Source organism: Burkholderia sp. Tr-20390, from assembly GCF_017104595.1.
Classification (GTDB): domain Bacteria; phylum Pseudomonadota; class Gammaproteobacteria; order Burkholderiales; family Burkholderiaceae; genus Burkholderia.
Map to the genome: position 1 here is coordinate 1 of NZ_JAAGPC010000197.1, position 15,676 is coordinate 15,676.

Annotated in this window: 13 protein-coding genes, 1 tRNA gene and 1 pseudogene; 4 read left to right on the top strand and 11 right to left on the bottom strand. The window is 66.8% G+C overall.

Annotated features, from left to right (window positions below; translation table 11 throughout):
• Positions 1-283: 283 nt before the first annotated feature.
• The 5 genes from G3N98_RS33275 to G3N98_RS33295 all read right to left on the bottom strand — a co-directional run bounded on the left by G3N98_RS33275 (position 284) and on the right by G3N98_RS33295 (position 3,455).
• The gene (locus tag G3N98_RS33275) at positions 284-685 is read right to left on the bottom strand and encodes a YXWGXW repeat-containing protein (protein ID WP_089460559.1); all 402 of its coding nucleotides are present in this window, start codon (positions 683-685) and stop codon (positions 284-286) included.
• Between the two features lie 160 nt (positions 686-845).
• The gene (gene minE, locus G3N98_RS33280) at positions 846-1,100 is read right to left on the bottom strand and encodes a cell division topological specificity factor MinE (protein WP_006476634.1); all 255 of its coding nucleotides are present in this window, start codon (positions 1,098-1,100) and stop codon (positions 846-848) included.
• A gap of 12 nt (positions 1,101-1,112) precedes the next feature.
• On the bottom strand, positions 1,113-1,928 hold the full coding sequence (gene minD / locus G3N98_RS33285) for a septum site-determining protein MinD (protein WP_206150558.1): 816 nt from the start codon (positions 1,926-1,928) through the stop codon (positions 1,113-1,115).
• A 59-nt stretch (positions 1,929-1,987) separates the two neighbouring features.
• On the bottom strand, positions 1,988-2,773 hold the full coding sequence (gene minC, locus G3N98_RS33290; RefSeq protein ID WP_089472323.1) for a septum site-determining protein MinC: 786 nt from the start codon (positions 2,771-2,773) through the stop codon (positions 1,988-1,990).
• Positions 2,774-2,942: 169 nt separating this feature from the next.
• Positions 2,943-3,455, bottom strand: coding sequence for a GNAT family N-acetyltransferase (locus tag G3N98_RS33295; protein ID WP_174968547.1), 513 nt, complete (start codon positions 3,453-3,455; stop codon positions 2,943-2,945).
• Between the two features lie 669 nt (positions 3,456-4,124).
• Between G3N98_RS33295 and G3N98_RS33300 the strand changes: the two genes are divergently transcribed.
• Entirely contained in the window at positions 4,125-5,285 is a 1,161-nt protein-coding gene (locus G3N98_RS33300; protein ID WP_089494279.1) for an alkane 1-monooxygenase, read from the top strand.
• A 101-nt stretch (positions 5,286-5,386) separates the two neighbouring features.
• Here G3N98_RS33300 and G3N98_RS33305 read toward each other — a convergent pair whose 3' ends face one another.
• From G3N98_RS33305 to serS, 3 genes are all read right to left on the bottom strand, one after another.
• Positions 5,387-6,922 carry a methyl-accepting chemotaxis protein gene (locus G3N98_RS33305; protein ID WP_089472321.1) on the bottom strand — a complete coding sequence of 512 codons (1,536 nt, stop codon included), beginning with the start codon at positions 6,920-6,922 and terminating at the stop codon, positions 5,387-5,389.
• A gap of 505 nt (positions 6,923-7,427) precedes the next feature.
• A tRNA-Ser gene (locus G3N98_RS33310) sits at positions 7,428-7,518 on the bottom strand.
• A gap of 115 nt (positions 7,519-7,633) precedes the next feature.
• The gene (gene serS, locus G3N98_RS33315; RefSeq protein ID WP_089424732.1) at positions 7,634-8,935 is read right to left on the bottom strand and encodes a serine--tRNA ligase; all 1,302 of its coding nucleotides are present in this window, start codon (positions 8,933-8,935) and stop codon (positions 7,634-7,636) included.
• 263 nt (positions 8,936-9,198) lie between these two features.
• Here serS and G3N98_RS33320 point away from each other — a divergent pair, with 263 nt between their 5' ends.
• Positions 9,199-9,465 carry a DUF2164 domain-containing protein gene (locus G3N98_RS33320; protein ID WP_047850576.1) on the top strand — a complete coding sequence of 89 codons (267 nt, stop codon included), beginning with the start codon at positions 9,199-9,201 and terminating at the stop codon, positions 9,463-9,465.
• Positions 9,466-9,508: 43 nt separating this feature from the next.
• Here G3N98_RS33320 and G3N98_RS33325 read toward each other — a convergent pair whose 3' ends face one another.
• The 3 genes from G3N98_RS33325 to G3N98_RS33335 all read right to left on the bottom strand — a co-directional run bounded on the left by G3N98_RS33325 (position 9,509) and on the right by G3N98_RS33335 (position 14,044).
• Positions 9,509-10,819: a replication-associated recombination protein A gene (locus tag G3N98_RS33325; RefSeq protein ID WP_089472320.1), complete on the bottom strand. Its 1,311-nt coding sequence runs from the start codon at positions 10,817-10,819 to the stop codon at positions 9,509-9,511.
• Positions 10,820-10,998: 179 nt separating this feature from the next.
• Complete coding sequence (gene lolA, locus G3N98_RS33330; protein WP_089472319.1) at positions 10,999-11,688, bottom strand: outer membrane lipoprotein chaperone LolA; 690 nt, start codon at positions 11,686-11,688, stop codon at positions 10,999-11,001.
• Between the two features lie 46 nt (positions 11,689-11,734).
• Complete coding sequence (locus G3N98_RS33335; RefSeq protein ID WP_089430739.1) at positions 11,735-14,044, bottom strand: DNA translocase FtsK; 2,310 nt, start codon at positions 14,042-14,044, stop codon at positions 11,735-11,737.
• A gap of 440 nt (positions 14,045-14,484) precedes the next feature.
• On the opposite strand from G3N98_RS33335, the gene trxB reads away from it, so the two are divergent.
• Both trxB and G3N98_RS40420 read left to right on the top strand, forming a co-directional pair.
• Positions 14,485-15,447 (top strand): thioredoxin-disulfide reductase, encoded by a 963-nt coding sequence (gene trxB / locus G3N98_RS33340; protein WP_089472318.1) that lies wholly within the window; start codon positions 14,485-14,487, stop codon positions 15,445-15,447.
• 80 nt (positions 15,448-15,527) lie between these two features.
• Positions 15,528-15,676, top strand: a pseudogene (locus tag G3N98_RS40420) (DNA mismatch repair protein MutS); the annotation flags it as partial.

Sequence of the window (15,676 nt, forward strand, 5' to 3'; positions counted from 1 at the left end):
CCGATCCGCTCGACACGCTGCGCGACGAAGGCGGCAAGGGCGACGAAGCGGCCCCCGCCACCGTGCCGGCCGAAGGCGCAGCACATGCACCGGCGCCGCACGACGACGAGCCGGCCGCAGCCGGGACGCACGACCCGGCACGGCACGGCCCGCGCGACGCTCAATAGATCACGACGGGCGCCGGCCGGTAGTACACGGGCCGCGCCGGCACGACGATGCATCCGGCCAGCGTGATCGCGACGAGCGCGATGGCGATTGCGGTTCTTTTCATCGTCCGGCTCCATCAGGCCCAGTGACCACGGGTCCAGAACCAGTTCGGACCGCGCTGGTCCCAATGGCCCGGCACCCATTGCATACCGACGCGCTCGGCTTCCCAGTGACCGCCGATCCACACGTAGCGGCCATGCTCCCAGTGCCAGTGCCCGCGATCCCACACGTAGCCCACGCGCGAGGCCGGCACGACCTCGTAGCGCACCGGCGGCGGCGCGTTCGGCGCGACGATCACGACTTCCTCGGTGCGCACGGCGACCGGCTCGGCGACGACCATGCGGCCCTGCGGCACGATCACGGGAGTGCCGACGAGAATCTCGTCCGCATGCGCGGCAAGCGGCGCGACGACGGCTGACAGGCTCGCGGCAAGCAAGGCGAGCGAAACGATACGACGTTGAACGGTAGAGACAGCCATCACAACCTCCTGGTTGAACAAGTTACGCGAGCGTATTCGTTCAATGCGGGAGGCGCGGTAACGGCCGACAGACGCCGTGTTACGGCATGCCCGAAAGTGCAACAGGGCGTAAGACGCGCACGGCGGCGAGTGCCGCCGTGCGGAGGGATACCTGCAACGGTCAGGCTTGCGGGATCTCGATCTTCACTTCGAGGACTTCGAGATCGTCCTGGCGCTCGAGGCTCACGCGGATGTCATCGTCCGAAATATGGACATACTTCGAGATGACCGCGACCAGCTCCTTCTGCAGCGCCGGCAGGTAATCGGCCGGCGGCCGGCCGCCGACGCGCTCGTGCGCGATGATGAGCTGCAGGCGCTCCTTCGCGACCGATGCGGACTTTTTCTTCTCGCCGAGGAGAAACGAAAGGATGGACATGGGCGGCCTCCGTTACTTGCTGCCGAAGAGGCGCTGCAGCAGGCCCGGCTTCTGGTAATCGGTGAAGCGCAGCGGCTTGTCTTCGCCGAGGAAACGCGCGACGACGTCCTTGTACGCTTCCGCCACGTCGGTACCGTCGATATGCACGGCCGGCAGACCCTGGTTCGATGCATGCAGCACGGCTTCCGACTCGGGCACCACGCCGATCAGCTTGATGCGCAGGATCTCGCTGATGTCCTCGAGCGACAGCATCTCGCCTTCGCTGACGCGCTTGGGGCTGTAGCGCGTGATCAGCAGGTGTTCCTTGATCGGATCCTTGCCTTCGGTCGCGCGCTTCGTCTTCGACGACAGGATGCCGAGAATGCGATCCGAGTCACGCACCGACGACACTTCCGGGTTCGTGACGATCAGCGCTTCGTCCGCGAAGTACATCGCGTGCAGTGCGCCCGCCTCGATACCGGCCGGCGAATCGCAGACGACGTATTCGAAGTCCATCGCGACCAGGTCGTTCAGCACCTTCTCGACGCCGTCACGCGTGAGCGCATCCTTGTCGCGCGTCTGCGACGCCGGCAGGATGAACAGGTTCTCGCACTTCTTGTCCTTGATCAGCGCCTGGTTCAGGTTCGCTTCGCCCTGGATCACGTTCACGAGGTCGTACACCACGCGGCGCTCGCAGCCCATGATGAGATCGAGGTTACGCAGGCCGACGTCGAAGTCGATCACGGCCGTCTTGTGGCCGCGCAGCGCGAGACCGGACGCAAAGCTCGCGCTCGTCGTCGTCTTGCCCACGCCGCCCTTGCCCGAGGTCACCACGATGATTTTTGCCATTTACCCAATACCCTGTGTTCGTCAATGAGAGCCGATCGATCCGGAGCGCTCCGCGTGTTTTACGTCAGGCGCAGCGGTTCGATCATCAGTTTTTCCTCTTCGAGCCGGATCTGCACCGATTTGCCCAGTACTTCGGCGGGCAACGGGTTCTCGGTTGTTCGATAGATACCCGCGATCGAAATCAGTTCCGGCTCGAGACACGTGCAGAAAATGCGCGCGTCGTGATTGCCGTGCACGCCCGCGAGTGCGCGGCCGCGCAACGGCGCGTAGATGTGGATATTGCCTTCCGCGATGATCTCCGCGCCGTGACTGACCGGCGCGAGCACCACGAGGTCTCCTTTCGCGTAAATCTGCTGCCCCGAACGCAACGGCCGGTCGATCACCAGCGTCTGCCCACCGGCCTGCACGGGCGTCGGCGCGGGCTCCGACGGCTGTTCGGGCGCCGCTGCGGCTGCCGCAGCGGTGGCGGGCTCGACGGCTGGCACTGCCGCCGGTTCCGCTTCGTCGGCAGGTTTTGCGGCCGGCGCGCGGCGATCGCGCGCCTCCAGCAACGGCAGGCCGGCTTCCCCCGCCCAGCCCTGCGTTGCCAGTGCGACGACGCCCACCGGACGCATCCGCACGTCGTTCAGCATCTGGCGGATGTCCGCGAGCGCGACGCGTTCGCCGTCAGCCAGGCGGCGGACGTCGATCGCGACGACATCGTCGGCGAAAAACTCGGGAGTCGCTTCGAAGCGCTTGACCAGTTCGGTACGCAACGCATCGAGATCGGTCGTCTTCACGGTGAACAGCAACGTATCGACCGATCCGCTGCGCAGCTCGAAGAATGGCGATTTTTTAAGCGACATGAACACTCTGCAAAAATTTTTTGCGTATTTTACAGGCGTCCACGCGCGCGGCCATTATTTTTGGGGAACCGGGTGGCGGCGGCCCGGGCGGGCGCGCAACCGGCATGCGGGCAGGCAAGCGGGCGACCCCATCCTCATCGCGCCGTGCGGCCCGCGTTCTGACGTCACGTCAGTGCTTCATCTGCGATACGTACAGCGATTTCATCGCGCCGGGCATCCGTGCGATCGGCGCGTGTTCGCCGGTATTGCCGAAACCCGCCCGCTCGTAGAAGCGGATCGCGTTGCGGTTCGCATCGGCAATCCACGCGTAGACGTCCTGGGCACCGCGCTCGGCGAGCCAGGCGGTGGCCGTCTCCAGCAGCAGCACGCCGCCGCGCAGATGACGCACCGCGTGCGCCACCCACAGCTCACTGACGAACGCACGCCGATCGGGCGTATTGTCGAAATACGCGCCGATCATGCCGGCCGGATGGCCTTCGGTATACAGCAGGAAAGTCGTCGACTCGTCGGACACGGCGCGCTGCGCGGCAATCGCCGACGCCGCGTCCGTTTCGACGTTCAGCAATTCGGCCTCCGGCGCTTCGCCGGGCGCGTAGGGCTCGCGCAGCGATGCGGCGCGGAGTTCGCGATACACGCCACCCTGGTCGGCAACGATACGACGAACGGTCAAGGTCGAACTCATGCAGGCACAGCCCCCTTCGGACAGCAAGCTACTAGCTTCAACCGAAAGCGGGGCATGAGTCAAATCGTTATTTTCAAATGACAGCGCGAATCGAAAGGCAGCACGCACCGCCGGCGGCCAGTCGGCCCGTTCGTGTGCAGGTGCAGCATCGCGATGCCGATGCGTGCCGCCGAAAGACGGTTGCGGCGGCCTCGTTCGACGCATGCCGGCAGTCGCCTTGCGACATGCGGCAGTTGCCCGTCAGAGCCAGTGGATTTCAGCGCGAAAGCCGTAATGATCCGTAAGATTGGAGACCCCGGAAATAGATATCACGGGCACCTGCCGCCCTCTCGATATTGCATTGCAACATTTGTTGCGAACCCGTGGCGCCGACACCCGCACGCGTCACGACACGCCATCCGTCTGACAAACCGGTCGGCCGTACGGGTCGATCCGGCGCTCCCCGCATGTTTCAATCAGCGTGCGCAGGCCCTTCCCTGCCTGCGCCGCACACGCCCGTCCGTTTGGAGCGGCGCGCCTAGCGCCGGAGTTTGGCAACCGTGCGCGTGGGTCGTATAACAGGCAGAACCGGGTGACGATCCGGCTCGACCGCGCGTGCTTCGCGGACCAACGAGAATTCGAACAATCGTACAGGCGGCCGCCCTCGGGCCGGCCGGCAGGAGGGAGACAATGGCAATGACCCACGGATCGGCTTCGGGCTGGTCGGATGGCAAGCGTTACCTGTGGCTGCTCGGCGCGCTGACGATCACGCTGCCGATCCTCGCCGCCCAGCTCGCGCTGTCGACGGGCCTGCACGTATTCTGGTGGTTCGGCCCGCTGTTCGCGTTCGGCGTGATCCCGATCCTCGACACGCTGATCGGCGACGATCGCGACAACCCGCCCGAGGACGTCGTGCCGCATCTCGAACGGGAGCGCTACTACCGGTTGATCGTCTATCTCGCGACCCTCGTCGAATATGTCGCGTTCTTCGCGTGCGTCTGGATCGTCGGCACGCACGCGCTCGCCTGGTACGACTACGTCGGCTTCGCGCTGTCGCTCGGCGCCGCGACGGGCATCTCGATCAATACCGCGCACGAACTCGGGCACAAGACCAACCGCTTCGAGCGCTGGCTCGCGAAGATCACGCTCGCGCCGGTCGCATACGGCCACTTCTACGTCGAGCACAACCGCGGGCACCACGTGCGCGTCGCGACGGCGGAGGATCCGGCGAGCGCGCGCTACGGCGAATCGTTCTGGGCGTTCCTGCCGCGCACCGTGACCGGCAGCATCCGCTCGGCGTGGCGGCTCGAGAAGGCCCGCCTCGAACGGCTCGGGCATTCGCCGTGGACCTGGCGCAACGAAGTGCTGCACGCGTGGGCGATGACCGTCGTCGTGTGGGGCATCGCGATCGCGATGGCCGGCAAGGTCGTGATTCCGTTCCTCGTGATCCAGGCCGTCTACGGCGCGTCGCTGCTCGAAGTCGTGAACTACGTCGAGCATTACGGGCTCGGCCGCCGCAAGCTGCCGAACGGCCGCTACGAACGCTGCACGCCGCAGCATTCGTGGAACAGCAATCACGTCGTCACCAACCTGTTCCTGTACCAGTTGCAGCGGCACGCCGACCATCATGCGAATCCGACGCGCTCGTACCAGGCGCTGCGCCACTTCGACGATGCGCCGCAACTGCCGGCCGGCTACGCGACGATGATCCTGTTCGCGTACGTGCCGCCGCTCTGGTATCGCGTGATGAATCCGCGCGTCGTCGCGCACTACGGCGGCAACATGGCGCAGTCGAACATCAAGCCGTCGATCCGCGCCCGGGTGCTCGCGCAGTATCCGGCCGCGGCGTGATCGCGGGGGACGGGCCGGGATCGATCGGCACAGGCGCGCCGCTGAAAGCCGACCCGCGCCGGCCCCGGTTCCCTCGAAGTCTGGCGCGACGGCCGCCGCCATCACGCCATTTCCGGCAGCCTGAACACGGCCACCGCATGGCGCAGCGCGCTCGCCTGCTCGGCCAGCGCCTGCGTCGCGGCCGAGGCCTGCTCGACGAGCGCCGCGTTGCGCTGCGTCGCTTCGTCCATCTGCGTCACCGCGATGTTCACCTGCTGGATGCCGCCGCTCTGCTCCTGCGACGCGGACGAGATCTCGCCGACGATCGTCGTGACGCGCTGCACCGCGCCGACGATCTCGTGAATCGATTCGCCCGCCCGGCCGATCAGCACGGCGCCCTCGTCGACCCGCTTCGTCGACTGCTCGATGAGCCCCTTGATCTCCTTCGCCGCGGCGGCGCTGCGCTGCGCGAGCGTGCGCACTTCCGCCGCGACGACCGCGAAGCCGCGCCCCTGTTCGCCCGCGCGAGCCGCCTCGACCGCTGCGTTCAGCGCGAGGATGTTGGTCTGGAACGCGATGCCGTCGATCACCGCGATGATCTCGCCAACCTTGGCGGAGCTGTCGGCGATGCCGTTCATCGTGCCGACGGCATCCGTCATCACGCCGCCGCCCGCCGCCGCGATGTTCGACGCGTCGTGCGCCAGCTGCGCCGCGTGCTGCGCGTGCTCGGCCGACTGGCGGACGATGCCCGTGAGTTCGGTCATGCTGGCGGCCGTCTCCTCGAGCGACGCGGCCTGCGCCTCGGTCCGTGCCGACAGGTCGTGATTGCCCGACGCGATCTGGGCGCTCGCCGTCGCGACGGCTTCGGCGTGCGTACGCACTTCGAGCACGACGCCCGACAGGCTCGTCTGCATCGTCTGCAACGCGCGCAGCAGATCGGCGATCTCGTCGCGGCCGGCCGCGTCGACGTCGCGCGTCAGGTCGCCTTCGGCGACGGCCTGCGCGCAGGCCACCGCACGGTCGAGCGGACGCAGGATCGCGCGGCTGAACAGGAATGCGCCGACCATCGCGACGCCGAGCACAACCAGCATCAGCACGAGGCTCGCGGTCGTGGCGTGCTGCGCGTCGCGGCTCGCCTGCGCCGACACCGCGGCGCTCTCGTCGGCGATCGACTTCGCGGCCCGCTCCAGCAGTGCCGCCGGCTCGCGGTCCACGCCCGCCACCGCGGCATCGCCCGCCGACGGCTCGAAGCCGGCCGCCTTGAACGCGTCGAACCCGCGCCGGTAACCCTCGCCCATCGCCGTGTGCGCGCGCATGAACTGCTCGACGAGCGAGCGGCTCTCGCCGGGCGGCAACTGGTGAACGAGCTGCGCGGCGAGCGTGTCGACCGTCCGCTCGCGCGTCTGGAACGCCTGCCAATACTTGTCGAGCTTGTCGGGCTGCTTGCCGCGCAACAGCGTGTCCTTCCATTCCTGCACTTGCAGCTTGAACTGTACGAGCGTGGCCGACACGAGCCGTTCCTCGCCGACGTTCGTCTGCACGTCGTCGGCAAACGTATCGATCGACCGATTGAGAATGTGGATACCGTACAGCGCGCCACAGAACATCAGCAGCAGCGCGACAGCGAATGCGAGGGGAATCTTGTAGCTCAGCTTCATGGGACCTTGAATCGACGGGGAACGATGCGATCCGGCACGAGCGCCGGCCGCCGCCCCGTGTTAACGGCCCGGGAAGCGCGGGCTTAAAGCTGAAGAAAGCAGTAAAGACCGGACGTGCATAACGAGGCCGGTCAGTGCGATCAGGTCGAATGCGTCGCGCGCGGCCCGATTGTCGCGCCCCATCCAGCGGCGCACGACGACGATCGACGGTACGCCGAGTACGATCCTCGCGATCACGTTGGACAGGTAGTGGCGCGGCCACCTTGGGTCGGCGTCGGCACGATCATCGCGGCATTCAGCACGATCGATGCTGCGTTTGCCATTCAGCGCGGCTGTATCGAGGACGCGGCACGATCATGCATGCGGTGGGCGCCCCCGCATCTGCACGATCCGAATTGCCGAAGGTCGAGCTGTTGCCACTACAACGGCTTGCGACTCGACGCACGCACCGCGAACCCAAAACGAAAAACCCCTTGATCCTTCCGGATCAAGGGGCTTCGTATTTTGGCGGAGAGGGTGGGATTCGAACCCACGGTACGGGGAAACCGTACGCCTGATTTCGAGTCAGGTACATTCGACCACTCTGCCACCTCTCCTTCCTTGCTGCATCTCGCGGCTGGTCGTTTCCGCGAGAAAAAGATTATAAGACGATCGCTTCGCAGCTGACAAGCCCTTTCTGCAATTTTTTTTGCGAGGGCTTTGACGGCCGCGTTACGACGCCTGTGCCGGCGCGTCGATACGCTCGATGCCGCCCATGTACGGACGCAGCGCTTCCGGCACCGTGACCGAGCCGTCCGCGTTCTGGTAGTTCTCCAGCACCGCGACGAGCGTGCGGCCGACGGCGAGACCCGAACCGTTCAGCGTATGCACGAGCTCCGGCTTGCCCTGCGCATTGCGGAAACGCGCCTGCATCCGGCGCGCCTGGAACGCTTCGGTGTTCGAGCAGCTCGAGATCTCGCGATAGGTGTTCTGCGCAGGCAGCCACACTTCGAGGTCGAACGTCTTCGCGGCCGAGAAACCCATGTCGCCCGTGCACAGCGTGATCACGCGGTACGGCAGGCCGAGCTTCTGCAGGATCGCTTCTGCATGGCCGACCATCTCGTCGAGCGCGGCGTACGACGTTTCCGGCGCGACGACCTGCACCATCTCGACCTTGTCGAACTGGTGCTGGCGGATCATGCCGCGCGTGTCGCGGCCGTACGAACCGGCTTCCGAGCGGAAGCACGGGGAATGCGCGGTCAGCTTGATCGGCAGGGCGGACGCGTCGACGATCGACTCGCGCACGGTGTTGGTCAGCGAGATTTCCGACGTGGAGATCAGGTATTGCGTGACCTTGTTGTCCTCGCCGCCCTTCTCGACGCGGAACATGTCGTCCGCGAACTTCGGCAGCTGGCCCGTGCCGTACAGGATCTCGGGGTTCACGATGTACGGCGTATACGTCTCGGTGTAGCCGTGCTGCTGCGTGTGCGTGTCGATCATGAACTGCGCGAGCGCGCGGTGCAGGCGCGCGATCGAGCCGCGCAGCATCGTGAAGCGCGCGCCGGCGAGCTTCGCGCCGGTCTCGAAATCGAGGCCGAGCGGCGTGCCGACGTCGACGTGATCCTTCACCTCGAAATCGAACTGGCGCGGCGTGCCCCAGCGGCGCACCTCGACGTTGTCGGCTTCGTCCTTGCCGACCGGCACGCTTTCATGCGCGACGTTCGGCATGCCCAGCATCAGGTCGGACAGGCGCGCCTGGATCTCGCCGAGCTTGGCTTCTCCCGCCTTCATTTCGTCGCCGATCCCGCCGACCTCGGCCATCACGGCCGACGTGTCCTCGCCCTTCCCCTTCATCGCGCCGATCTGCTTCGACAGGCTGTTGCGGCGCGCCTGGAGCTCTTCGGTGCGGGTCTGGATCGCGCGGCGTTCCGCTTCGAGCGCGGAGAAGGCGGCGATGTCGAGGGTGTAGCCGCGATCGGCGAGGCGCTGGGCGACGCCGTCGAGGTCTTTGCGCAGCAACTGGATGTCGAGCATGGGAGGACTTGGAGAATCGTTGTGTAAGACGGGAATTCTAACGCACCGCGGGGCTGCCACGGCACTGGCCGGACGGACAATGCTGCAAACGGGCGATGACCGTGGCGCGACGGCCATGGCAGTATCGCAGTGCCGGACCGCCCGTCGGCGCCCGCGAAATCGCGCGGCATCGACGCGCCGCGGATCGCGAAACACCCGGGCGTGCCCGCCGCAACGCATCGAACGAGGCACGCGCCCCCCGTCACAACGACTCAAGGACCCCGATGGCCATCGAACTGGAGAAGGACGTACGCGACCGCGCGATCGCGTCGCTGCAACGCTATTTCACAGAAAACATGGATGAGCCGATCGGCAATATCCAGGCAGGTGCCCTGCTGCACTTCTTCGTCGAGGAAATCGCGCCCGCGATCTACAACCTCGCGATCGCGGATGCACAGCAGAGCCTGCACGCCCGCGTCACCGAACTCGACATCGAGTGCCATCAGGAGCCGTTCGGCTACTGGAAGAAGCAGCCGGCCCGCAAGCGCTGACGCGTTCGCGGCACCGGCGCAGGCCGCGCCGGACGTTGCCCGGTCAGTCCTTCTTGCCGGCCTCGCGGTCGAGTTCGCGCAGCCACGCGAGCTTGTCGGCGATCTTCGATTCGAGCCCGCGCGGCACCGGCTGGTACCAGCGCGGCTCGCGCATCCCGTCCGGCAGGTACGTCTCGCCGGCCGCATACGCATTCGGCTCGTCGTGCGCGTAACGGTAGGCGTGACCGTAACCGAGTTCCTTCATCAGCTTGGTCGGCGCGTTGCGCAGATGCACGGGCACCTCGCGCGACTTGTCCTGTTTCACGAACGCCATCGCCTGGTTGAACGCGTTGTAGCCCGCGTTGCTCTTCGCCGCGCACGCGAGATAGATCACCGCCTGCCCGAGCGCGAGCTCGCCTTCCGGCGAGCCGAGGCGCTCGTAGGTTTCGGCCGCGTCGTTCGCCACCTGCAGCGCGCGCGGATCGGCGAGGCCGATGTCTTCCCACGCCATCCGCACGATCCGCCGCGCGAGATACTTCGGATCCGCGCCGCCGTCGATCATCCGGCAGAACCAGTACAGCGCGCCGTCCGGGCTCGAACCGCGCACCGACTTGTGCAGCGCCGAGATCTGGTCGTAGAAGTTGTCGCCGCCCTTGTCGAAGCGCCGTGCGTTCAGCGTCATTGCGCTGCTGACGAATTCGGCATCGATCGTCGCGGTGCCGGCCGACGTGGCCGCCGTCTGAGCCTGCTCGAGCAGGTTCAGGAAGCGCCGCGCGTCGCCGTCCGCATAGCCGACCAGCGTATCGATCGCCTTGTCGTCGAACGACAGGCCGTCGAGTGCAATTTCCTGTGCACGCTTCAGCAACTGGCGCATCTCGTCGTCGTCCAGCGACTTCAGCACGTACACCTGCGCACGCGACAGCAACGCCGAGTTGACCTCGAAGCTCGGGTTCTCGGTCGTCGCGCCGATGAAGGTCACGAGCCCCGACTCGACGAACGGCAGCAACGCGTCCTGCTGCCCCTTGTTGAAGCGGTGGATTTCGTCGACGAACAGGATCGTGTGGCGGCCGGTGCGGTTCAGCGTGTCCTTCGCCTGCTCCATCGACTCGCGGATGTCCTTCACGCCGCCGAGCACCGCGGACAGCGCAATGAACTCGCAGTCGAACGCGAGCGCGGTGAGCCGTGCGAGCGTCGTCTTGCCGACGCCGGGCGGCCCCCACAGGATCATCGAATGCGGCTTGCCCGATTCGAACGCGAGCCGCAGCGGCTTGCCTTCGCCCAGCAAATGCGTCTGGCCGATCACCTCGGCGAGCGTCTTCGGCCGCAGCGCCTCGGCGAGCGGGCGGCGCGGCTCGACTTGAAACAGGTCGGACATGAACCCTCGCTCCACATCAAACGATGGCGGCCGAACCGGCCGCCGGACCCGACATTATGACAGCCGCGCGAAAGCACCGCCGCGCCTGGTGCCCGGCGCCCGGTGCCCGCGCCCAGAAACAACAAGGGCCTGCCGTCGCCGGCAGGCCCTTCGCTGAAACAGCAGCGCGCGGGCGCCGGTCAGCCAGTAATCACGTCGGCGCCCTTCGGCACGACGAACTTGAACGTATCGCCCTTCAGCGGCGGATTCGTCTGGATGTTCGTAAACGTCAGCAGCGTGACGTTGCCGAACACGTCGTGCAGTTCCATCGCGGCGAGCGTGCCGTTCTTGAAGCCGATGCCGATCCGCTGGAACTGCGTGTCCTGCGCCTTCGGCAGCATTTCGAGCCACTCGATGCCGCCCTTTTCGCCGGCATCGCGCAGTGTGTAGTTCTTCTCCAGATCGTTGCTGCCGAACAGGATCGCGGCGGGGCTCGCGCCCAGCGCGCCGTTCAGCTTGCGCTCGGTGACCTGGTTCAGGTCGCGGTCGTACACGTAGAGCTTGTCGCCGTCGGCCTGCAGCACCTGCTGGTACGGCTTCTGGTACGTCCAGACGAACTTGCCCGGGCGTGCGAACACGAACGTGCCGCTCGAATTGTCGGTGGGCTTCGGCACGGCCTGCGCGGCGCTCGCGCCCTTCGCCGGGGCCTTGACGATCTGCTGCGTGAAGTCGCCCTTCGCCGAACGCACCTGCGACACGAACGCCTTCAGTTGCTCGGTGCCGCCCGCGAACGCGTGCGTCGCCGCGAGCATCAGCGAGGCGCCGGCGAGCGCCGCGCCGAGCCAGCGCCGCGTCGAACGAAGGGACATTGCGAACGAATGTTGCTGCATATTGCGGTTTTCTCCCTGGGTGGCCGGCGCTGCGAACGCCGCGGACTCATTCCGCGTCGCGCGCCGGCACAAGAATTTCGCGGTTGCCGCTCGACGACATCGCCGACACGAGCCCCGACTGCTCCATCTGCTCGAGCAGCCGCGCCGCGCGGTTGTAGCCGATCCGCAGGTGGCGCTGCACGAGCGAGATCGATGCGCGGCGGTTCTTGATGACGATCTCGACCGCCTGGTCGTACAGCGGATCAGACTCCTCGCCGCCTTCGCCGGTTCCCGCGCCGGCCGAGCCCTCGTCGCCGTCGGCGGTGCCGCCTTCGAGCAGGCCCTCGACGTAGTTCGGCTCGCCCTGCTCCTTGAGCTTCTCGACGACGCGGTGCACTTCGTCATCCGCGACGAACGCGCCATGCACGCGCACCGGCAGCCCGGTGCCCGGCGCCAGGTACAGCATGTCGCCCATCCCGAGCAGCGATTCGGCGCCCATCTGGTCGAGAATCGTGCGCGAGTCGATCTTCGACGACACCTGGAACGCGATCCGCGTCGGCACGTTGGCCTTGATCAGGCCCGTGATCACGTCGACGGACGGACGCTGCGTCGCGAGGATCAGGTGGATGCCGGCCGCGCGCGCCTTCTGCGCGATCCGTGCAATCAGTTCCTCGACCTTCTTGCCGACGACCATCATCAGGTCGGCCAGCTCGTCGATCACCACGACGATGTTCGGCAGGCGGCCGAGCGGCTCCGGATCGTCCGGCGTCAGGCTGAACGGATTCGGCAGCTTCTCCTCGCGCTTCGCGGCCTCGTCGATCTTATTGTTGTAGCCCGCCAGGTTGCGCACGCCGAGCTTGCTCATCAGCTTGTAGCGGCGCTCCATCTCGGCGACCGTCCAGTTCAGCGCGTGGCCGGCCTGGCGCATGTCGGTGACGACCGGGCACAGCAGGTGCGGAATGCCTTCGTAGACGCTCATTTCGAGCATCTTCGGATCGATCAGGATCAGGCGCACCTGGTCAGCCGTCGCCTTGTACAGCAGCGACAGGATCATCGCGTTGATCCCGACCGACTTGCCCGAGCCGGTCGTGCCGGCCACCAGCAGGTGCGGCATCTTCGCGAGATCCGCGCACACCGGCTTGCCGCCGATGTCCTTGCCGAGGCTCAGCGTCAGCGCCGACGACGCGGCCGCGTACACCTCGGAACCGATGATCTCGGACAGGTGCACCGTCTGGCGGCGCTGGTTCGGCAGCTCGAGCGCCATGTAGTTCTTGCCGGGAATCGTCTCGACGACGCGGATCGACACGAGCGACAGCGAGCGCGCGAGATCCTTCGCGAGGTTGACGATCTGGCTGCCCTTCACGCCGGTGGCAGGCTCGATCTCGTAGCGTGTAACGACCGGGCCCGGATAGGCGGCGACGACGCTCGCCTCGACGCCGAAATCCTTCAGCTTCTTCTCGATCAGGCGCGACGTGAACTCGAGCGTGTCGGCGGAAATCGCCTCCTGCGCCTTCGGCGCGGGATCGAGCAGCGATACCGCGGGCAGCGTCGAATCGCCCGGCAGGTCGGTGAAGAGCGGCACCTGGCGCTCGCGCTCGACGCGCTCGGACTTCGCCGGCGTGACGACCGGCGGCACGATCGTCACGGGCTCGTGATCCTCGATGCGCACGCGCTCCTCTTCGACCTTGCCTTCGCGGCGCACGGCCGCGGCCTCGCCGAGCTTGCGGTCGCGCTCGGCCTCGCGGCGCAGCTTCGCGACGTTGACGGCGGACAGGATCGCGCCGCCGACACGCTCGGCGACCGACAGCCACGAGAAACGGAAATACAGCGACAGGCCGATCGCGAGCGCGATCAGCAGCAACAGCGTGCCGCCCGTGAAGCCAAACGCATGCGACATCGCACCCGCGACGGCCTCGCCGACGACGCCGCCCGGCGCGCGCGGCAACTGCACCTTCAGCGACCACATGCGCAGCGCCTCGATGCCGTCGCACGCCAGCACGACGAGCACGAACGCGAGGATTTCGGTGAGCCAGCCGATCGGCCGCTCGGGTTCGTCCGAGACCGCCTCGTGGCGCGTGATGCGGCGATAGTTGACGGCGATGCGCCGCGCGAGCGGCACGATCAGCCAGTAGGCCGACAGGCCGAACAGCAGCAGGATGATGTCGGCCGTCCACGCGCCGACGCGGCCGGCCCAGTTCGTGATGTGATCCACCTGGGCGGCGTGCGTCCAACTCGGATCGCGCCGGCTGTAGCTCAGCAGGGCCATCACCAGAAATGCGCAGAGCGCGACCTGGAGAATCCAGCGGATCTCCGTGAGGAGCTTCGACATCCGGTGCGGCAACGCCTGTGCCTGGGCGGAATAAGGAGCTTTTGCCATGAATCCGTATAAAGAGGACGGGCCGTGCGCCCGCCTGTCGTTCGATCCCGCTTATTGTAAACGCTGCACCGGGCCGCCAAGTGTAAATGACGGTTACATAACAGGGCCGCGGCGCCGACGACCCCGCGGGTGCATTTCCCGGCAGCCCTTTCGCCGTGGTACGGCCGCCCCCGTCGGGCACCGCCGCGACGCCCCTCGAGCCGGCGCCAGGCCCCGCTGCACACGTGCGGCAACGCGCCGCCGGGCGCCCTGCCCACCCCGCGTGCGCGACCGTTGCACTGCCCGACACTATCGCGACGATTGAAACTCTCGTTCGGCAACGCAGCAACGGGGCCTTTATAATGCGCGTCTGATACCCATCTATGACGGCATCCCGGTCAACCCGGATCGTACGGCGAGCCCTACCCCGCCCGCCGCGGCCGCCTTTTACGGATTCGCACATGTCCACGCCCAAACACGCCAAAGTCCTGATTCTCGGTTCCGGCCCCGCCGGCTACACGGCTGCCGTCTACGCGGCACGCGCCAACCTGTCCCCGGTGCTGATCACCGGCATCGCGCAGGGCGGCCAGCTGATGACCACGACCGACGTCGAAAACTGGCCGGCAGACGCGAAAGGCGTGCAGGGTCCGGAGCTGATGGCGCGCTTCCTCGAGCACGCCGAGCGCTTCAACACCGAAATCGTGTTCGACCACATCCACACCGCGAAGCTGCACGAGCAGCCGATCCGCCTGATCGGCGACTCGGGCGAATACACGTGCGACTCGCTGATCATCGCGACCGGCGCGTCCGCGCAGTATCTCGGCCTGCCGTCCGAGGAAGCGTTCATGGGCAAGGGCGTGTCGGCCTGCGCGACCTGCGACGGCTTCTTCTATCGCGGCCAGGAAGTCGCGGTGATCGGCGGCGGCAACACGGCCGTCGAGGAAGCGCTCTACCTGACGGGCATCGCGAAGAAGGTCACGGTGATCCACCGCCGCGACAAGTTCCGCGCGGAGCCGATCCTGATCGATCGCCTGCTGGAGAAGGAAAAGGAAGGCGCGGTCGTGATCAAGTGGGATCACGTGCTCGACGAAGTGACCGGCGAGGATTCGGGCGTCACGGGCCTGCGCATCAAGAACGTGAAGACCGGCGCAACGGAAGACCTCAACGTGCAGGGCGTGTTCGTCGCGATCGGCCACAAGCCGAACACCGACCTGTTCCAGGGCCAGCTCGAGATGAAGGACGGCTACATCCTGACGAAGAGCGGCCTGCACGGCAACGCGACGTCGACGAGCGTGCCGGGCGTGTTCGCCGCGGGCGACGTGCAGGACAACGTGTACCGCCAGGCGATCACCAGCGCCGGCACGGGCTGCATGGCCGCGCTCGACGCGCAGCGCTACCTCGAAAGCCTGCACGACAAGAAGTAAGCCGCGAGACCTGTCGCGCCGGGCGCTACAATGGCGTCCGCTGCCGCGACGCGGGTCTGGCCGGACAAGCCGCTGCCGCCGTGCAGCGGCTTTTTTTTGCCCGCGCGCCCGAACGCGCCTGCCCTGCGTACCGAATCATGGCGAAGAACCAGCCCCATCCGAGCGATCCCGCGAAGCGGCAGATCGCCGCCCGTCCCGCGAACCCCGCGCCCGTCGCGCCGGCGCCCGC